The sequence below is a fragment of the Acinetobacter sp. TSRC1-2 genome, assembly GCF_049895885.1.
Taxonomy (GTDB): Bacteria; Pseudomonadota; Gammaproteobacteria; order Pseudomonadales; family Moraxellaceae; genus Acinetobacter.
Genome location: NZ_JAFCTF010000008.1, coordinates 1 through 20,131 on the forward strand (window position 1 = coordinate 1; position 20,131 = coordinate 20,131).

Annotated in this window: 16 protein-coding genes and 1 pseudogene; 12 read left to right on the plus strand and 5 right to left on the minus strand. The window is 41.1% G+C overall.

The window, feature by feature from the left end; translation table 11 throughout:
• Positions 1 to 586: 586 nt before the first annotated feature.
• Positions 587 to 910 carry an ankyrin repeat domain-containing protein gene (locus tag ACP69Y_RS09610; RefSeq protein WP_425918195.1) on the plus strand — a complete coding sequence of 108 codons (324 nt, stop codon included), beginning with the start codon at positions 587 to 589 and terminating at the stop codon, positions 908 to 910.
• A gap of 543 nt (positions 911 to 1,453) precedes the next feature.
• Complete coding sequence (locus ACP69Y_RS09615) at positions 1,454 to 2,815, plus strand: MFS transporter (RefSeq protein WP_425918196.1); 1,362 nt, start codon at positions 1,454 to 1,456, stop codon at positions 2,813 to 2,815.
• A 303-nt stretch (positions 2,816 to 3,118) separates the two neighbouring features.
• Here the strand turns inward: ACP69Y_RS09615 and ACP69Y_RS09620 are convergent, their stop codons facing one another.
• Positions 3,119 to 3,811, minus strand: coding sequence for a TIGR04219 family outer membrane beta-barrel protein (locus ACP69Y_RS09620; RefSeq protein WP_425918197.1), 693 nt, complete (start codon positions 3,809 to 3,811; stop codon positions 3,119 to 3,121).
• A 146-nt stretch (positions 3,812 to 3,957) separates the two neighbouring features.
• Between ACP69Y_RS09620 and ACP69Y_RS09625 the strand changes: the two genes are divergently transcribed.
• The 4 genes from ACP69Y_RS09625 to zupT all read left to right on the plus strand — a co-directional run bounded on the left by ACP69Y_RS09625 (position 3,958) and on the right by zupT (position 8,361).
• Entirely contained in the window at positions 3,958 to 5,403 is a 1,446-nt protein-coding gene (locus tag ACP69Y_RS09625; protein WP_425918198.1) for an aldehyde dehydrogenase family protein, read from the plus strand.
• A 420-nt stretch (positions 5,404 to 5,823) separates the two neighbouring features.
• Positions 5,824 to 7,302, plus strand: coding sequence for a sodium-dependent transporter (locus ACP69Y_RS09630; protein ID WP_425918199.1), 1,479 nt, complete (start codon positions 5,824 to 5,826; stop codon positions 7,300 to 7,302).
• A gap of 10 nt (positions 7,303 to 7,312) precedes the next feature.
• Positions 7,313 to 7,456: a methionine/alanine import family NSS transporter small subunit gene (locus ACP69Y_RS09635; protein WP_131217930.1), complete on the plus strand. Its 144-nt coding sequence runs from the start codon at positions 7,313 to 7,315 to the stop codon at positions 7,454 to 7,456.
• A gap of 95 nt (positions 7,457 to 7,551) precedes the next feature.
• A complete protein-coding gene (gene zupT / locus ACP69Y_RS09640) occupies positions 7,552 to 8,361 on the plus strand; it encodes a zinc transporter ZupT (RefSeq protein ID WP_425918200.1) in 810 nt (269 codons plus the stop codon).
• A 78-nt stretch (positions 8,362 to 8,439) separates the two neighbouring features.
• Here the strand turns inward: zupT and rsmB are convergent, their stop codons facing one another.
• Positions 8,440 to 9,747 carry a 16S rRNA (cytosine(967)-C(5))-methyltransferase RsmB gene (rsmB, locus tag ACP69Y_RS09645; protein WP_425918201.1) on the minus strand — a complete coding sequence of 436 codons (1,308 nt, stop codon included), beginning with the start codon at positions 9,745 to 9,747 and terminating at the stop codon, positions 8,440 to 8,442.
• Entirely contained in the window at positions 9,747 to 10,706 is a 960-nt protein-coding gene (gene fmt, locus ACP69Y_RS09650; protein ID WP_425918202.1) for a methionyl-tRNA formyltransferase, read from the minus strand. The genes rsmB and fmt overlap by 1 nt, the downstream gene beginning before the upstream one ends.
• A gap of 429 nt (positions 10,707 to 11,135) precedes the next feature.
• Between fmt and ilvD (ACP69Y_RS09655) the strand changes: the two genes are divergently transcribed.
• The gene (gene ilvD / locus ACP69Y_RS09655; RefSeq protein WP_425918203.1) at positions 11,136 to 12,965 is read left to right on the plus strand and encodes a dihydroxy-acid dehydratase; all 1,830 of its coding nucleotides are present in this window, start codon (positions 11,136 to 11,138) and stop codon (positions 12,963 to 12,965) included.
• 56 nt (positions 12,966 to 13,021) lie between these two features.
• Here ilvD (ACP69Y_RS09655) and ACP69Y_RS09660 read toward each other — a convergent pair.
• Positions 13,022 to 13,396, minus strand: a pseudogene (locus tag ACP69Y_RS09660) (IS4 family transposase); the annotation flags it as partial.
• Positions 13,397 to 13,550: 154 nt separating this feature from the next.
• Here ACP69Y_RS09660 and ACP69Y_RS09665 point away from each other — a divergent pair.
• The 4 genes from ACP69Y_RS09665 (at position 13,551) to ACP69Y_RS09680 (ending at position 18,317) form a co-directional block, all read left to right on the plus strand.
• Positions 13,551 to 14,858, plus strand: coding sequence for an RNA-guided endonuclease InsQ/TnpB family protein (locus ACP69Y_RS09665; protein WP_425918204.1), 1,308 nt, complete (start codon positions 13,551 to 13,553; stop codon positions 14,856 to 14,858).
• Between the two features lie 124 nt (positions 14,859 to 14,982).
• The gene (ilvD, locus tag ACP69Y_RS09670) at positions 14,983 to 16,668 is read left to right on the plus strand and encodes a dihydroxy-acid dehydratase (RefSeq protein WP_425918205.1); all 1,686 of its coding nucleotides are present in this window, start codon (positions 14,983 to 14,985) and stop codon (positions 16,666 to 16,668) included.
• 70 nt (positions 16,669 to 16,738) lie between these two features.
• Complete coding sequence (locus tag ACP69Y_RS09675) at positions 16,739 to 18,049, plus strand: hypothetical protein (protein ID WP_425918206.1); 1,311 nt, start codon at positions 16,739 to 16,741, stop codon at positions 18,047 to 18,049.
• A complete protein-coding gene (locus tag ACP69Y_RS09680; protein ID WP_425918207.1) occupies positions 18,030 to 18,317 on the plus strand; it encodes a chorismate mutase in 288 nt (95 codons plus the stop codon). Before ACP69Y_RS09675 ends, ACP69Y_RS09680 begins: the two co-directional genes overlap by 20 nt.
• Positions 18,318 to 18,396: 79 nt before the next feature.
• Here the strand turns inward: ACP69Y_RS09680 and ACP69Y_RS09685 are convergent, their stop codons facing one another.
• Positions 18,397 to 18,888 carry a hypothetical protein gene (locus ACP69Y_RS09685; RefSeq protein ID WP_425918208.1) on the minus strand — a complete coding sequence of 164 codons (492 nt, stop codon included), beginning with the start codon at positions 18,886 to 18,888 and terminating at the stop codon, positions 18,397 to 18,399.
• Positions 18,889 to 19,393: 505 nt separating this feature from the next.
• Here ACP69Y_RS09685 and ACP69Y_RS09690 point away from each other — a divergent pair.
• The gene (locus tag ACP69Y_RS09690; RefSeq protein WP_425918209.1) at positions 19,394 to 20,131 is read left to right on the plus strand and encodes a sulfite exporter TauE/SafE family protein; all 738 of its coding nucleotides are present in this window, start codon (positions 19,394 to 19,396) and stop codon (positions 20,129 to 20,131) included.

Consider the following 20,131-nt stretch of genomic DNA (forward strand, 5'->3'; position numbering starts at 1 on the left):
GTTACCCATGTGAGAGTAAGTCATCGCCAGCTCATTATTCCTAAAAAGCCCCGCTTAAATAGCGGGGCTTTTTTTATATGCCAAAGATAATAACGATCTATAATTGTGCAATCATATTTATAATAAAAATAATTACTTATGCTTTATCACTATAATAGTCTTCATCAATTAATTGGCATATAGCTTCACAATCTTTGTAGGCTAGTCATTGTGACTATTTAAATGATTTTCAAGAATATCATCATGAGACAATAGGTTTCTTAGCTTTACAAACTACAGAAATATTTATGGATGATGATTATTTAGCTCCTGTTACAATAGAGAATAGTGATAAGAAATTTATCAAGTTCGTTAAAATTTAGAGAATTTAAGTCCGATATAGTTCCCTATATTGAGCAAGCTTTAGCTAAAGAAAAAAGGAATATAATTGAGGAAATAATAGTAAGTCCCAATCCAAAAAATGTTAGATGCATGGCTTCAGTTGAAAAACTCTTATTAAATTACGAAATGAGGCATGTAAAAATTTCACAATCTAAGATACCTTTTAATAATTGGTAATTTAATTTTTGAAAGTTAGGAAATTTATATGAAACTGAACTCATTTTCCCCAGTCCCTGAAGATGATGACGAGCTTCATCTTCCTGAACTTGTGTACTGGGCTTCACTGGGCGATATTGAACAAGTGAGTGAAACCTTACAGCAGGGCATTGACCCTAATTCTGCCGATGATGAAGGTTATAGCGCTTTACATGCCGCTGCTGAAAATAATCATTTGGACGTGGTGAAATTACTTATCAGTAAAGGTGCGGATCTTGATCATCGTAGTACATACACTGCCTTAGAACTCGCAGAAATGGCGGATAACCAAGAAATTGTGGCTTACCTAAAAAGCTTAGAAAGCCTGCATTAATACACTAAAAATGAAGCCCTACCTTGATAGGGCTTTTTTATATAAGTTACTTCAGTATAACTTCTATTATAGCCCCTCATCCAGCTGCTCAAATTTCTTGCTCTTTTTAGTGTGATAAGTGTTCTATTTGCTTATGAAATTAAAATACGACATTTATCTTGAAGGATTTCTAGCTCAATAATAAAAATTCTGTAATTTCGACCAATCTTTAATAGCTCATTTCAAAGTCTAAATACTTATCATTTTACGATTTTTAGTCGGCAAACTCTGACAATCTTCTAATCAAATCCTCTTTAGTCGGGTGAAAAAATTTAATTTTTCAACATATTGTTTTTGTTATTAAAAACAAGTGTGAACTATAGTTCACAACAAAATATGTAACAAAAATCCTTATTTATAAGTCATTTTGTCCTAACATTTTATTCCAGAACAGATTTTTTATACCTTCAGGGTATAAGTTTATGCTTTTCAAGTTGTGGACAAAATTCCGCCAGAAACTCATTGTAGATTGAAATTTAAGTCTCACATTGGAGGTGAGTACTCATGACAGCGACAACAATTAATGTAAATGCTGTAGTGGATCAAGCTAAGTTTAAATCGTTTCATTTGAAACTTGTGCTGTGGTGCCTATTTATCGTCTTATTTGATGGCTATGATTTAGCAATTAATGGAGTCGTTTTGCCCTTACTGATGCAAGAGTGGGGTATGAGTGCCGTGCAGGCAGGCATGTTGGCAAGTACTGCTTTAGCAGGCATGATGTTTGGTGCGATGGGCTTTGGCATGCTGGCGGATAAAATTGGCCGCAAAAAAGTGATTTTAATTTGTGTTTCATTGTTCAGTCTGTTTACTTTTTTAGGCGGATTTGCCACTAATCCAACAGAATTTGGAATATTACGCTTTGTTGCAGGTTTAGGTATTGGTGGGGTATTGCCAAATTTAGTGGCTTTAACTTCAGAATATGCACCGCAACGTGTGCGCAGTACTTTAGTTACCACCATGTTCAGCGGCTATGCCATGGGCGGAATTATGGCAGCCTTATGTGGATCATGGTTTACCGCGGATTATGGCTGGCAAATCATGTTCTATATTGCAGTTATTCCTTTACTGTTTGTTCCATTATTTTGGAAATTCCTGCCGGAATCTTTAATATTTTTGGTTAAAGTAAAGAAAAATGATCAGGCGCGTTATTTTTTACAAAAAGTTGAGCCAGCAGCGCAAATATCCGCCAATACGCAATTGGTTTTAGCTTCGAATGATCAAACGGGAAGTACATCCGTAAAAACATTGTTTACTGAAAATCGTGCTGTAGGAACATTCTTATTTTGGCTTGCATTTTTTATGTGTCTATTAATGCTTTATGCATTGGGCAGCTGGTTGCCAAAACTGATGATGGCAGCGGGTTATTCTTTAGGCAGCAGCTTAATGTTTTTACTGGCATTGAATGTTGGAGCAGTCATTGGAACAATTAGTGGCGGGGTGTTAGCTGACCGCTTTGACTTTAAACGCGTTCTGATCAGTATGTTAATTGTAGGAATACTTTCCTTAGTTGGATTAGGTTTTAATTCTCCGCAGCCGGTTATTTATTTACTGGTGAGTCTGGCAGGCGCATCCTCAATTGGCAGCAGCATTTTACTGTACAGTTATGTTGCACAGTATTATCCGGTTGCAGTCCGGTCAACGGGTATTGGCTGGGCATCGGCCGTGGGTCGTACGGGTGCGATTGTCGGTCCAATCGTGATCGGTATGCTTTTGGGTATGGAACTGCCGCATAAATGGAATTTTATCGCTGTTGCTATTCCTGGGATTATTGGTGCAATTGCTGTGTTCTTTATCCGTCCAGCAAAAACGGATAAATTAAAAGCTGAACAAACAGTTTTAGCATCTGCAAACCCTAGCCGTTCTTAACGCCTCTAAGATTACTGAATATTAATAATATTAAAACTTAAACCTCCTTCGGGAGGTTTTTTTGTTTCGATAAAATTAATTTTAGGCAAGAAAAAAGCCCCACCATCCTGATAGGGCTTTCTCGTATTGGTGACTTAGGTATAACTCCTGTCGTACCTCACATCCTGGTGCTCAAACTGATTATTGTTGTTTTTAGTTTTGGAAACGTCCTATTTCCTGATGAGTTAAATATAGGCTGAATCAGACAGCATGAATAGCTGTCGTTTTCTGCAGTTCATGTAAGCTAAAGCGTACAACAGTGTTTTAGAAATGCGCTTCTAGACCAATATAAGGTCCTTTAAATTTCAATTTGGCTTCCTGTTCTGAACCTTCTTCAAGCTGGATATCCAAAATGCGATAACCGGCTTTAGCACCAACATCTACCAGTACACTCTCCACAAAATTATATTTCAGTTCTACCTGAGCGTCCGTGACTTGTGTATCCGTTAACTTGGCAAAACTGGCTTCTGCTTTAGCACTTAAACCGGTAAAGGGCAGTTTTATCCCTGCTTCTGCATAGATCATCGGTAACGTTTCACTGACCTTTGCATTTTGGGTAAAGTTCTGCTGGATATCTCCATCTAGTAATTTGGCACCGAAACCAATATCGGCAGACACAACATTATCGAGTATTTCGTAATACAGAATAAAGTCTGAATAATCGAGATCGACCTGATAGCTTTTCACCCCTGCAAAACTCTGATCATTTTCAGCCTGCAAATTAGTATGTTTAATTTTTGCATTGGGCAAAAAGGGTACAGGATGCTCTAGGGCTACGGAAAATGACATCGCGTGATCATCTTCAAGTTGTGGCTGGGGAAGGGCTGATGCTGGATTGCTTAAATCTGTACTGTATTTCCAGTAATCAATGCTGGCTTTAACCCCAATGAAATCGGCTTGGGCAGAGCTGAAAGCACTAAGTCCAAGGATGAAGCAAAATAATTTGAGTGATTGCATGGATGTCCTAAAGATGTGATTTGTTATTTTAGAAAATAATGTTGTTACTTAAATATAATGAACTACTGCCCAACTCAGCGCATCATATAGTGAATGAAAGAAAATTGCATTGCTGTTATTTCTAGAAAATAAAAGGAAATTTTTACATGGTAGACAAAGCTGTAAACGTGATTGATTATCCTCTATATGTTGCAGGTAAAGCGGTTAAAACAGAGCAATGGCTTGAAGTAGAACATAAATATACGCATGAAGTTTATGCACGGGTGGCTTTGGCAAATGAAAAAACTATTGAGAAAGCGATTCAATCTGCAGTAAAAGCCGAAAAAGAAATGGCGGCTTTAGAACCTTTTCAAAAACAAAAAATCTTATTGCATTGTGTGAAACGCTTTAATGAAATGCGAGCGGAGTTGACCGAAATTCTGATTGCAGAAGGAGGAAAACCACGCAAGGCAGCTGCTGCTGAAGTAGAACGTTTAATTAATACCTTTCAAATTGCAGCCGATGCGGTAACTCAATTGGATGATGGACGCATGATTCCTTTGGCTGTTACAGCGGCAGCATCGGGTTATCAAGGCATGATGAAATATGCCCCGATTGGTGCAGTCTCCTTAATTAGTCCGTTTAATTTTCCATTAAATTTAACTGCACATAAAATTGCCCCTGCAATTGCAGCAGGTTGTCCATTTGTGCTTAAACCGGCCAGTTTAACGCCTATTTCAGCGTTGAGAATTGCCGAGGTTCTTGCCGAGACAGATTTGCCCAAGGGCGCATTTTCGATTTTACCCTGTCCGCGTGAACATGCCGATGTACTGGTCACCGATGACCGTTTTAAACTGCTCAGCTTTACCGGTTCTGATGTGGTTGGTTGGGACATGAAAGCACGTGCCGGACGTAAGAAAGTGATCTTGGAGCTGGGTGGTAATGCTGCAGTGATGATTGATGCGGATACTGAAATTACCGATGCTTTGGTGGATCGTTTGATTGGCGGTGCCTATAACCACGCGGGACAGGTGTGTATTAGTGTACAACGCATTTTAGTGCATGCAGATATCTATGCTGAACTGAAGAAAAAACTGGTGGCCAAACTGAAAAAAATTAAAGCCGCTGATCCGAGGCTAGATAGTACGCTGGTTGGTCCGATGATTAAAGAATCAGAAGCCTTGCGTCTGAAAAAATGGGTCGATAAAGCCGTGAAAAAAGGTGCAAAATTGCTTGTTGGTGGTGAGCTGAATGGGGTGATGTTTGAACCGACTTTACTTGAAAATGTCGATGCTTCCCTAGAAATTTACAAAGATGAAGCATTTGGACCGGTGGCGATTATGGAGAAATATAAGAGCTTTGAACAAGGCATAGATCGAATCAATAGCAGCCGTTTTGGTTTGCAAGCAGGAGTGTATACCCAGAACTTGAATAAAATGCTGTATGCCTGGGATCATTTACATGTCGGTGGCGTGATTATTAATGATATTCCCTCTTTTCGGGTCGATAACATGCCTTATGGCGGTGTAAAAGACTCAGGTCTGGGACGTGAAGGTGTGCAATATGCGATTCGTGATATGCAGGAAGAGCGTATTTTAGCGATTAAAAAGTAAAAAATTTTCGGCAATCAGTGGATTAAAATATGCTGATTGCCATTGAACTAAGCAGATCTAAGCAAAATAAAAAATCAGCTCATGCTTTAAAAAGAGCGGCCTGAGTTAAACAACGCATTAAATGAGCTATATTTTGATCAATTCATAATTTATAGATTATAAAATTAAATAATTTCCGCAAAAACTAAAGAAAAATGTCGGGAAAATGGGTATTGTTCACTCATTGAAAGGCAAAAAGAAGCAAAAGACTTTAAGCAAGATTTTGTGATGACGGCCTGTTTGTAATTTAGAACAGAATGCTCAAAAGGCGTAGAACTAACTTCAGACATAAAAAGATTAATTTTTGAATGGTACTTTTTTTGCTCGCGAGATAACCCAACAACAAGCAGCAGCTAAAGATGCCTAAGGTTTAGGTGTTTTATGACAGATTCTCGTGAAAACTGGACATCACGATCGGGCTTTATTATTGCAGCAGTTGGATCGGCTGTCGGTTTAGGTAATATTTGGCGCTTTCCCTACATTGCTTATGAAAATGGCGGTGGTGCGTTTTTAATCCCTTATCTTATTGCTCTCATTACTGCAGGTTTACCACTTTTATTTCTAGATTATGCGGTGGGGCATAGAAGTAACAGTTCACCTCCCAAAGCTTACCGAAAACTATTCCGTGGTGGTGAAACCCTCGGATGGTGGCAAGTGTGCGTATGTATCATCATTGGTTTGTACTATGCCAGTGTTTTGACTTGGGCAGGCAGTTATGTCTACTTCTCTATCGGTCAAATGTGGGGCAGTGACCCAGAAGCTTTCTTCTTTAAAACCTATTTGCAGACTTCGGATGCAACCGGTTTTGACCCGCGTTTTGTCAGCCATATTTTCTGGCCGCTGGCAGGTATCTGGGCACTCACTTTAATTATTTTATATGGTGGGGTGAAAAAAGGTGTGGAGCTTTCCAACAAGATTTTCATGCCATTATTATTTGTTTTATTTACCCTTTTAGTGATTCAGGCACTTCGTTTACCGGGCGCGGTGGAGGGTTTAAATGCCTTCTTTACCCCGAACTGGTCTGCGATGATGGACTATAAAGTTTGGCTGGCGGCTTATGGTCATACTTTCTTCTCGCTTTCTGTAGGTTTCGGGATCATGGTAACCTATGCGTCTTACTTAAAGCCAAAAACCAATTTAACCGGTTCAGGCTTAATTGTGGGCTTTGCCAATGCTTCAACTGAAATTTTAGCCGGTATTGGTATTTTTGCTGCGCTTGGGTTCATGGCCTATACCGCAAATAGCAATGTGCAAGACGTAGTGAGTGGTGGTATTGGACTGGCATTTATTGCATTCCCTAAAATCATTTCTAGCCTAGGTGCTGGTGCGGATTTATTCGGGATCTTATTCTTTACCTCATTGTTTGTTGCCGGTATTTCATCGATGGTGAGTATTTTGGAAGTTCCAATTGCAGCCATGATGGACAAGCTGAAATGGAGCCGTAAAAAAGCAGTCACGATTGTCGGTGGGGGCAGTGCACTGGTTTCTATCGTTTTATTCTCAAGTGTTAACTCGATTAAACTGGTCGATATTATTGACCATTTCATCAATAACATTGGCATTATCGGCGGTGCGTTGATTTCAATTATCAGTATTGCCTGGTTCAAGCGTTCAGCTCTGGTTGAGATCCGAAATCACGTCAATGCCATTTCCACCGTGCAATTGGGCAAAGGCTGGGATTTCACTTTAACCGTGATTACCTCTTTGATTTTGCTGGTTACTTTAGGAATGACCATCTTTAACTTGTTATTAAAAGGTTATGGTGATTATAGTGTAAGTCTGCAGTGGTTATTTGGCTGGGGCAGCGTCATTTTCTGTGCAGCCATTGCCTTTATTTTGGCTCGCGTTAAAGACCGCTAGGAGAGAAAACATGAATACTTCCGCAATTGTGATGATGATTATCTCGATGGTGTTTTTATGGGGCGGATTGGCCTTGTCGATTCTTCACTTGATGAAAAACCCTGAAGAGTTAGACGATGTGCTTGAAGAAGTGAAAGATCAGCACACCCTCTAAGTCAAAAAAAATCAGTCATCACTGACAATACATGCAAATGAAAGTCATTATCATTTATGATAATGACTTTCTTGTTTCTGAAGTGGAGCATGGCGATGCACACCATTTTGCCGCACCAAATCTGGATTGCATTTGCAGTGACCTTTCTTGCAGGATTGGCCACCGTGATTGGTGGAGCATTGGTTTTATTTTTTAAGCAGCCTAGCTATCGCTTGTTATCTTTCGGCTTGGCTTTTTCTGCTGGCGCCATGGTTTATGTTTCACTGACTGAAATTTTAAATAAATCGATTGCTTCATTCAGCCAAGCTTATAGTGCGGATTATGGCTTTGCTTTTGGCACCTTTGCCTTTTTATTCGGGGTGATTTTAGTCTTGTTACTGGATCGTTTCATTCCGAATCCGCATGAAACCATTGAACCGAACAATGCCGCCGAGATCGAACAACGACAATTAAAGCGCACCGGTTTACTGACCTTGTTCGCCATTACGGCACACAATTTCCCCGAAGGTTTAGCCACCTTTTTTGCAACTTTGGAAAGTCCGACCTTGGGTGCTCCATTAGCTGTGGCAATTGCGATTCATAATATTCCTGAAGGTATAGCAATTGCCTTGCCGGTCTATATGGCGACAGGGCGTAGAGCTTTGGCTTTAGGTGCCAGTTTTGTTTCTGCTTTGGCAGAACCATTGGGTGCGGCACTCGGTTACTTTATTTTGGCACCTTTTATGAGTTTTAGTGTTTATGGTGCGGTATTTGGCGTGATTGGCGGAGTGATGGTATTTTTGGCACTGGATGAATTATTACCCACGGCAAAACGATACGCCCAAGGTCATGAAACGGTGTATGGACTGGTCATTGGGATGGCATCTCTAGCGCTTAGTTTAGTGATTTTTAAATTTGTCAGTTAAAAAATATATAGTTAAAAACATAGCCACAAAAAAGGTGGCTCAAAAGCCACCTTTTTTAATCGCATCGCCGTTATGTAGTTATGCAGTTTTCTGGATACGGCAATAGAAGAACCCATCGCCACGACCCACTTGTGGCAGTAATTGGCGACCGTGAATTTGTTCAATTCCCCAGTCAGCATCAATTTTTTGTTCTTGTGCATCGGCATGATTGGCGAAGAAATCGACCATTTGCTGTTCATTTTCAGCTTTTAAAATCGAGCAGGTGATGTAAAGCAAGGTTCCACCGACTTTCAATTGTTGCCACATATTTTCAAGAATCTGTTTTTGCAACTCAACGGTTTTGGCAATATCACCCGACTGACGCAATAAACGAATGTCTGGATGGCGACGGATCACACCAATCGCTGAACAGGGTGCATCCAGTACGATACAATCCGCAAGTTCAGGCGCAGTCCATTTCACTGCATCTGCCGTAATAATTTCAACGTGTTTGCCGTCGAGAATGAGGCGCTCCAAATTTTCAGACACACGTTTAAGACGTTTTTCATCTTGGTCAAGTGCAATCAGTTTTTTCGGCTGATATTTCTCTAAAAGATGCGCCGTCTTACCACCAGGTGCTGCACAGGCATCAATCACAAATTTACCGTCTAGATTAGGTACTAAGCTTGCGCAAAGCTGAGCATGTTCGTCTTGTACTGAAAAACCGCCGGCTTCAAAACCAGGCAGGCTCGGTACATGAATACTTTCATCCAGTACAATACCGACATCCGAGAGTTCACAACGATGTGCATCGATGCCTTCATCTTCAAGAATATCAAGGTATTCTTCACGGCTGACTTGGCGGGTATTGACACGTAAAGTCAGTGGTGCAACCTGTTTAAGCTCGTAGCTGATTTCAGCCAGTTGTTCGCCCCAGTCTTTCTTTAAACGTTTTGATAACCAGCTTGGCAAATTCGATGCCTGTTCCAGGACATCGTAGAACTGTTCGGTTTCACGCGTTGCACGGCGTAAAATGGCATTCACCACGCCACTTAAACTTTCCATACCCAATTGTTTGCTGGCTTCTACCGTTTCAGAAATTGCGGCATGTGCAGCCACACGGGTACATAGCAATTGATATAAACCGACATATAAACAGGTTTCAACCACTGCATTTTCAAGCGGTACAGAAAGAAGCGGTAAAGTCACCTGTTTCAGTGCGTGCCACTGGCGTAGACAGCCAAGAACCAATTCGTGATACAACGCGCGGTCTTTGTCTGACACGATATTCATGTGCTGATTTAACACTGATGCCAGTGATTGACCATTTTGGACAGCCAATAACGTTTTAACAACCTGAGCACGTAAGTTTAAAGTCTTACCAGAGGCGTGGGGAGATTGTCTCATTATAAAATTTGTCCGATATTCAGTTTTTGAGTTTGTAAAATTTGTACGGCATTCAGCGGTTTGCCACCGGGCCATTGTAAAGCAGTTAGCGTGATTACAGTGTTATTTGCACAGGCAACATGGACGCCGTGTTTATCAATTGCAATGATTTCACCCGGTTGAGCATTTTCAGCAGTGACATTAGATAACTGGGAGTTCCAGACACGCAGGTTGTTTTTCTCATCGAGTACGATAAATGCTACGGGCCATGGGTTAAAAGCGCGAATATTACGGTCGATTTGTAACGCATCGATTGTCCAGTCAATTTGAGCTTCAGCTTTTGACAGTTTGTGCGCATAGACGGTCAAAGCTTCATCTTGAACTTCACGCATTTCTAAATAGTGTTGCAGTTTTTCTGTCGACTCTAAAACAGCGGCAATGGCTGTTGCACCTTGTTCGGCTAATTTGTCATGCAGGCTGGCAGAAGTATCTGTGGCTTCAATTGGGCAGAGGGTTTTATACATCATGTCACCCGTGTCCAGACCGGCGGCCATTTTCATAATGGTCACGCCTGTTTCGTTATCACCTGTGGCAATGGCACGTTGAATCGGTGCTGCACCGCGCCAGCGTGGCAATAAAGAGCCATGAATATTGAGGCAGCCGTATTTAGGCGTGTCTAGAACCACTTGCGGCAAGATCAAGCCATATGCTGCCACCACCATAATATCAGCGCCCAAGGCAGCCAATTGTTGTTGCGCTGCCAGACCTTCTTCAGTCGATGATTTGAAATGTAGCGGTTGATAAACCGGAATGTTGTGTTCTAAAGCCAATTGTTTGACTGCCGATGCGTGAAGTTTTTGCCCGCGACCTGCTTTGCGGTCAGGTTGGGTATATACCGCAACAATTTCATGTTCTGTTTTCAAGAGCGCGTCTAAGGCGACTGCTGCAAATTCTGGTGTACCCGCAAAGATGATTTTCACACATGAAATTCCAAATAAACTTAACGTATTATAAGGCAAAACCAGAGCGAGACCTAAGGTCGTGTACATGAACTCACAAGCTACTGAAACTAAGATACTTATCTCAAGTTTTTGAAGATATCGCTTTATTTAAACGTAATTAATAATAAAATAAAGTAATGCAAAATTAAAAAATTATTCATGAAAGTTTTGTATTTAATTCAGTGTTATAGCGTTATATTAGCTTTCAGTATCAGTTTATTTTATATGAATCGTCGAAAGATCAATAGATTTCTCTCATAAAAGATCATGCTTATAGGACTTTGCTTCACCGCAACCTGTAGTAAGATATGTCTATATTTCGACTGATTTAGCGTTATATATCAGTATCATTCAGCCAGAGTGAATTCTAGGATTCATTTCGAGCACAAACTTTGTTGGAAATACACAATGCCTGACTATCGTTCAAAAACATCGACACACGGAAGAAATATGGCTGGCGCACGTGGCTTATGGCGTGCAACCGGCATGAAAGATGAAGATTTTGGTAAACCGATTATTGCGGTGGTCAACTCCTTCACTCAGTTTGTACCGGGTCACGTCCATTTGAAAGACTTAGGTCAGCTTGTGGCACGTCAAATTGAAGCCTCAGGCGGTGTAGCCAAAGAATTCAATACCATTGCGGTGGATGACGGTATCGCCATGGGTCATGACGGCATGCTGTATTCATTGCCTTCACGTGACCTGATTGCGGACTCTGTAGAATATATGGTTAATGCGCATTGTGCCGATGCGATGGTGTGTATTTCCAACTGTGACAAAATTACCCCGGGAATGTTAATGACGGCAATGCGCCTGAACATTCCGGTGGTGTTTGTGTCTGGCGGTCCAATGGAAGCCGGTAAAGTGAAAATTCGTGGTAATGAGAAAGCCATTGATTTGATCGACGCGATGATTGTTGCTGCAGATGACAGCTATACCGATGAAGAAGTGGCAGAATACGAACGTTCGGCATGTCCAACTTGTGGCTCATGTTCAGGCATGTTCACTGCAAACTCAATGAACTGTTTGACTGAAGCTTTAGGTTTATCTTTACCGGGTAATGGTTCTACGCTTGCAACCCATGCCAACCGTAAAAAGTTATTCGAGCGCGCAGGTCAATTGATTGTTGAGATTACTAAACGTCATTATGAACAAGACGATTACAGCGTTCTGCCACGTTCAATTGCCACCAAAGCATCGTATGAAAATGCCATGACTTTAGACATCGCGATGGGTGGTTCAACCAATACGGTTCTGCATTTGTTAGCCGCTGCAAACGAAGCCGGTGTTGACTTTACCATGGATGACATTGACCGTTTATCTCGTAAAGTACCAGTACTGTGTAAAGTAGCGCCTGCAAAACAAGATGTGCATATGGAAGACGTGCATCGTGCCGGCGGGATCATGTCAATTTTGGGTGAGCTTGACCGCGCAGGTCTGTTAATCACCGATGTTCCAACGGTTCATGAAAAGACTTTAAAAGATGCTTTGGATAAATGGGACATCATCCGTACTGAAGATCCGGACGTGTATCAATTCTTCCGTTCAGCACCAGGTGGCGTACCAACTCAAACTGCATTCTCGCAAGATCGCTATTATCAAACTTTAGATGGTAACCGTGAAACCGGTGTCATTCGTAATGCAGAACATGCCTTCTCGAAAGACGGTGGTTTGGCTGTGCTTTACGGCAATATCGCGCTTGATGGCTGTATTGTAAAAACTGCCGGTGTAGATGAATCGATTTTGAAATTCAACGGTACGGCACGTGTCTTTGAAAGTCAGGATGCAGCTGTAGATGCAGTATTAGGTGGTGTCATTAAAGCCGGTGATGTGGTTGTCATTCGCTACGAAGGTCCACGTGGTGGTCCGGGTATGCAGGAAATGTTATATCCAACCAGTTATTTGAAATCGAAAGGTTTGGGTAAAGAATGTGCCTTATTAACAGATGGTCGTTTCTCTGGGGGTTCATCTGGTCTGTCAATCGGTCACGTATCACCTGAAGCAGCCGAAGGCGGTGCAATTGGTCTGGTTGAAGATGGCGATCGTATCGAAATTGATATTCCAAATCGTACTATTCACCTGGCAGTGGATGATGCAACCATGGCGGCGCGTCGTGAAGTTCAAGAGCAAAAAGGCTGGTATCCAGTTGAGGAACGTCCACGTAAAATTTCAAAAGCACTGAAAGCATATGCCATGCATACTACGAGTGCTGCAAAAGGCGCGGTACGTGAAATCTAATTTATAATTCCTTTTACAAATTGAAAAAAGCATTCCAGATAAGTAATGCCAGTCAGTTAAGAAATTGACTGGCATTTTCTTGGATATTTCTGTGGTTTTATCTTCACAACCCTAGGACCATTTCTTTTTCTTTTCTTTGGTAAGACAAACATCTTGGCTTGTTTCAACAAGTGTTCTAAATGTTTAGGTAAATTTCCTGCGGATTCTAAATAGGTATGTCTTAATACATTGAGAATACCTATAGATGCAAGATAAAAGCTGATTCTCAATGGACTCACTTTTATGCGTTTAGCCATATTTCATTTGTCTTCTCAGCATGTTATACGCAATCAATACCCCCATAATTCCAGATAAACTAAATCAGGTTGCTTGCTCCTTAAAAGCCTTCCATCTTGTAAATCACTTTTTATTTCCAAGTAACACTTTTCTATATAAAAGCAAAAGAGGACTCCACCCGATCTTACGAAGCAGCGCTTCTCAGGAGGCGGATTTTGCAAATTTTGTCTAAAACTAAACCTAAAACCACTGTAAAATATCTAGCTTTACGTTTATAATATTATTGTAATTCAATAACATAATTAATTTATGAAAATCAATAAAGCGTATAAGTTTCGACTTGAGCCAAATGCAGAACAGGAGGTGATTTTAAATAACCTTGTTGGCTGTACGCGCTTTATTTGGAATCAACTTTTAGCACTGTCATTTGAGATGTTTCATGCTAAAGAACACATCAATGCAGTAAATCTTGTTAATAAAATACCATTAGTCAAATCCAACCCTGATTTCGCTTTTCTCTCCAACCACTCCAATGCGGTCAGTTTGCAACAAAAGGCGAGAGATTTAGCATCAGCATGGACTAAATTTTTTAATCCTAAAGAACATGCACGTTTGCAACAGAACAAGCGTAAGCCTAAAGAGTTGAAGTTCTTTAAATTATCCGATGGTACTGAACTGCAATTACACCCTCTTATGCCGAAATTCAAACGTAAGAATGATTATTATGATTCATTGCGTTTGGTTCAGTTTCATAAATACTGTCGAATTGAAGGGAATAAAGTTAAGCTGCCTAACAACATTGGTTTGGTGAAATTTATAAAATCGAGAGAGATACAAGGTGAAATTAAGAATGTCACCGTATCTAAGCTTTCAGGTCAATGGTATATCGCCTTTTGCACAGAACAGGAAATTGTTGATTCTTTCATCCATCCATCGAAAACATCTATCGGTTTGGATATGGGAATCAAGAAACTGCTTGCCACCTCACAGGGTTTATATATCGCACCCAAGAACAGCTTTAAAAAAAATCAGCCTAAATTAGCCAAGTTGCAGCGACAACTGTGCAAGAAAGTTAAATTCAGTGAAAACTGGAAAAAGCAGAATCGAAAGCTTCAAAAGTTATATCACCATATTGCGAATATCCGTAAGGACTACCTGCACAAGATCAGCACTCACATCAGCAAAAACCACGCCATGATAGTTGTTGAGGATTTAAAAGTAGCCAATATGTCGAAATCGGCCAGTGGCACACTAGAGCAGAAAGGTACAAATGTGAAAGCCAAATCAGGCTTGAACAAAGCTATCCTTGATCAGGGTTGGTCAATGATGGTAGAAATGCTCAAATACAAGCAGCGATGGCGAGGTGGATTACTGATTAAGGTCAATCCACATTACACAAGCCAAACCTGCAATCATTGTGGTCACGTAGCCAAAGAAAATCGACATACTCAGTCGAAGTTTGAGTGTGTCGAGTGTGGGTATGTTACCAATGCAGACTTTAATGCTGCACGTAACATTCTAGCGGCAGGACATGCCGTACTGTCTGTGGAGGGAGGATGCGGTAAAGGTCACCCTAAGAAGCAGAAAACAAGTGAAATCCGCGAGGAAGTCACCTAAATGCTTTTGCTTTTAGAATCCCCTACTTAAACAAAGTGAAAGTGGGGAGTATGTCAAACAATGATCTTAGGATAAATTGCTACAGACTGAAGCTTAAAATCGGTCATTGCCAAGGAATAAAATAATGAGTAAAGACAATATCCGCGAGCATTCAGCACCGGTTTATGAAGGGATTGAAAATGCACCGGCACGTTCAATGATGCGTGCCACAGGGTTTAAAGATGCAGACTTTACCCGTCCATTTATTGGTATTGCCTCAACCTGGGCTAATGTCACGCCATGTAATATGCATATTGATGGGTTGGCACGTGAAGTAGAAAAAGGCGTCAATGCTGCAAATGGTAAAGGGATTATCTTTAACACCATTACTATTTCTGACGGAATCTCCAATGGTACTGAAGGCATGAAATACTCACTGGTTTCACGTGAGATTATTGCGGATTCGATTGAAGCTGTTGTCGGCTGTCAGGCTTATGATGGCGTGATTGCGATTGGTGGCTGCGACAAAAACATGCCGGGTTGCATTATGGGGCTTGCGCGCTTAAATCGTCCGGGTTTGTTTATTTATGGTGGAACGATTAAACCGGGCGCGGGCCATACTGACATGATCTCTGTATTTGAAGCTGTGGGTCAGTATGCCAAAGGTGAAATCAACGCGATTCAGGTCAAGCATATTGAAGAAGTATCTTTGCCGGGTCCGGGTTCTTGTGGCGGCATGTACACCGCAAACTCGATGGCTTCTGCGATTGAAGCCTTAGGTATGAGCTTGCCCGGTTCATCGGCTCAGGAAGCGGTTTCAGAAGAGAAGAAAATTGACTGTCTGCGTGCCGGTGAAGCGGTAATGAACTTGCTACGTTTAGACATTAAACCCCGCGACATTATGACCAAATCGGCATTTGAAAACTCGATTAAAGTGCTGATTGCACTGGGTGGATCTACCAATGGCGTGCTGCATTTGCTTGCGATGGCACATACTGCAGGTGTGGAATTGGCACTGGATGATTTTGTAAGGATTGGTCAGGACATTCCTGTGGTTGCAGACGTGCGTCCATCAGGTAAATACCTGATGTCTGAACTGATTGCGATTGGTGGTATTCAGCCGTTAATGAAACGTATGTTAGATGCAGGCATGCTAGATGGTTCTTGCTTGACCGTCACCGGTAAAACTTTGGCTGAAAATTTGGCAGATGTTGAAGACTATCCTGAAGGGCAGCAGATTATTCTGCCATTTGATGCACCGATCAAAAAAGACTCGCATCTTGTGATCTTAAAAGGCAACTTGTCACCAACGGGTGCCGTGGCAAAAATCACCGGTAAAGAAGGTCTGTATTTTGAAGGGCCGGCACGGGTATTCGAAGGTGAAATCGGTGCAATGCGTGGTATTCTGGACGGTGAAGTACAAGAAGGCGAAGTGGTGGTCATTCGTGGCGAAGGACCGAAAGGTGGTCCGGGGATGCCAGAAATGCTGAAACCGACTTCGGCTATTATTGGTAAAGGTTTAGGGAAATCTGTTGCCTTACTTACGGATGGTCGTTTCTCTGGGGGGAGTCATGGTTTTGTGATTGGTCATGTGACCCCTGAAGCCTATGAAGGCGGTCCGATCGGCTTGGTTAAAAATGGCGACAGAATTTCCATTAATGCTGAAACCCGAGAAATGACATTGCATATTTCCGATGAAGAAATGGCTGCACGCAAGGCCGCTTGGGTGAAACCCAAACCCAATTATACTTATGGTGCTTTGGCGAAGTTTGCCAAATTGACCACAGGGGCTGAAAAAGGGGCAGTTACGGATTTAAATTTAGATGTATAATTGATCATTCCCTAACAAATTGTTATAAACCCTTGTAGCACTACAAGGGTTTTTTTTCGAGGCTTATCTCATGTCACTGTTGCGCCGTTGGTTTGATCCACTTCGATCGCGTTGGTTTTACCAAAAGCCGACTCGTAAAGTGGTGTTATCTACGGAACAGGGTTTAAGTATCCATTTACGTCTGGATGATGTGTACAGTTATTTGGCTGTGCAGCAGTTACCTGAACTTGAAGAAATTTTGAGTGATGAACTGAAACCTTTAAAAGTGATTATCTCCAGCCGAACGGCACAACCCCCCAATCGTATGTCTGCAATCGAGTGGCAAAATTACTGCTTGAACGATGCCAAAATTCTATCTAAACAGCATCGCTTTAGTTTCCATGAAACCCCAGAACAACCGCCCCTCGATGCCATAAAACAAGCAGAAACCATCCTTCGCAATACCCCATTACGCGGTCAAGATTTTCTCTATTTACTCGAAGACGTATTCCATATGCTGTGGCAAAAACAGTATGGAAAATTACGTACATTGCATGCCATGGCCAGCCGACATCATAGTGTTCAAGCGTTTCCAGAACGTATTTTTAATGATGACGAAGTGCTTGCCAGTTATTTTGAATTTGGTGAGCGTAAATACCATGCGGTAGATGACTTACTTCGGCTGATGCGTCGTTTAAAACAACAAAAACTGCTGACCGGAAATCCCATCTTCCTGATTAATCATATTGATTGGCGCGAACATTTGATTAGTGATGCAGAAGAACTGAATGAAATTCAGGCGCTAGATCCAGAACTGGATTTGTATATTGCACTTGAAGACCCGATCTCGTGGTTATTATTGGCTTATATTAAAGAAGAACTGGCGAATTATTATAATATTCACCTCAATGTCTATCCGCTTTCTTATCATGGACGCGATCTATTTGACTGGAGTTTGGCGACTCGTCTTTCAAAACGCACAGACGTGAAATTTACCCCATTTTGCCGTCCCACACAGTCTGCCACTTTTGAGATGGCGCAACTGTTTTACAGTGTGCCTGAAGAGCAGCGTGTTGATGCGATGTATAACATTTTGCAGGCGGTATGGACCAAAGGCAAAGATCTGTCATTTAAATCACATTTTGATCAGATGCAGCGTGATTTAGAAATCAATGAATTAACCCAAGAAGATATCACTGCCAAACTGAAAGAAAATGACATACTCTGTGAAATGAAATCACAGCCTGATTTTCCTGTGCTTGAACTTCGCATTGACGGTCAAAGTTATGTGTTTAATAGCCTGTACCGTGTCTGGATGATTGAAAGCATTTTTTCTAATGTTTTAGAAGACCAATATAAAAGTGAAAACGATGATAGAAAAGATGAAGAAAGAAAAATGTGAGTCTTTAGAACAAGTCCGTGAAAAGATTGATGCCATTGATACCGCATTGATTGAAATGATTGCGACGCGTCAATTTTATGTCGAGCAATCGGTGCGCTTTAAACGTACTGTGCAGGATGTGCAGTCACCGGAACGGGTTGAGCAAGTGATTAGCAAAGTGCGTACGCAAGCAATTGAATTGGGAACCGATCCGGATTTGGTTGAACACCTGTATAGAGAAATGATTCAACGCTTTATTCAACGAGAGTTGAAAGAGATTAGACCCTAATTTGATTTCAACTCATGCCCAGCCTGCTATAAAAAAGACACCTATTAAGGTGTCTATTCGAATTGTACGATCAATCTATTTACACAAGTCGGTAATAGGTATAAGTCACTTTATCATTCTTATAAACCGCATGGCTGTTTTGTCGGAAATCAGAAATCCATTGGCGGCCAGTATAGGCGGCAATATGACCATACACATGTTTTTGGGTTCGATCGATAATATAGATATCGCCTTGCCGCGGTTGATCAAACGAAGGTTTGATCTGCTTGTAGCCAATGGTCTGGAGCGTATGACCCCAATCTGCAGCTGCCACAGGATGGTTTAAAATTCTAGCCCCTGCTGACTGTAGTGCAATACGAATGCTTCGGGCACATTTTGCAGTACTGGTGGCTGAGGAAATACTATGTAACTTCTGTGTGAATTTACGTAAATCAAGATAGGGGATGCCTTTATTCTTCTGTGGATTTTTGGCTCTTAAACCCGCTTGATTATCTTGATATTTCTGGGAGATTACTGCAGTGTTCTGGTTTGCAGCATTAATCATATTGCTATGATGTGCATCATAAATCATTCTTAAATCTCTACCTTATCTTCAATCGCTTTTAGAAAAAAATAGACAGTATTTATCAGAACTGAAATACCAATATTTTTTCCTCAAACTCATTTAAACGATATGTTATTACATTGCGTACATTTATCGGAAGCGCGTACTTTAAATAGTTTTTGATCAAAAATCCACCCGTTTTAGAAATCAACAAAGCAGATAAAGTGATATAGAAGCCCCAAATTGGAGATATATAAGCGGGAAAAGGAGAAAGGATAATTTATAAATCAGATATTTAAGTACAGCTTAAAAATAAGGGGTGAATTGTTGAAATTTTTATGTAATCACGTAATTATTTGATTAATTTTTAATCTAATTTTAACATTTTGTCATATTTAAAATAAAAAATGATCCATATCTGTACCTGTTTAAATAGACCTCAATATATCATTGAGGCTTAGTCCAAAAAACAATGATTTTTCAATTTTTACTATTCATCTAGCATAGTGCTACGATTTGAAGAGTACCCAGCATGGTTGGGTTTGTCATTGCAGTATTTGCTATTGCCGGCATGATTAAAGGCACCATTGGTCTGGGTTTACCTGCTGTTTCCATGGGCTTGCTGACCATTTTTATCAGTCCGTTTCAAGCTGCAACTTTGCTTATTGTGCCCTCTATGGTGACCAACTTTTGGCAACTGTTTGCAGAAGGTCATGTGCTCAAATTGGTTCGCCGTTTTTGGCCCTTATTGCTTGGTATTATTGTCGGTTCAATCTGGAGCATTTTCCCGACACTCGGACATAGCGAATTTCAAAGTGAAGCTTTACTCGGTGGAATGTTGGCACTGTATGGGTTGTACGGTTTATTTTCGAAAAATATGCCGAATCTTGCACCACATGAAAAATGCTTATCTCCGATTATTGGCTATCTGGGCGGTGCGTTGACGGTAGCAACCGGCGTGGTGGTGATTCCGGTGGTGCCTTACTTGCAGTCACTGCATTTAAAACGTGATGAGCTGGTGCAGGCCTTAGGTTTGGCATTTACCATCTCTACCATTTGCCTGGCTGTATTTCTGCATCAGAATCCTGTCGAGGATATTCCTATCGACTATAAAATGTCATTGATTGCATTATTACCTGCTCTGGTCGGAATGTGGCTAGGCACAAAAATTCGCTATCGCATTCCGGAACAAAAATTCCGTAAAGTGTTCTTCTGTGGTCTGGTGATTTTTGGTGGCTATATGGTGCTGCATCAGTTTGGAATCATCTGA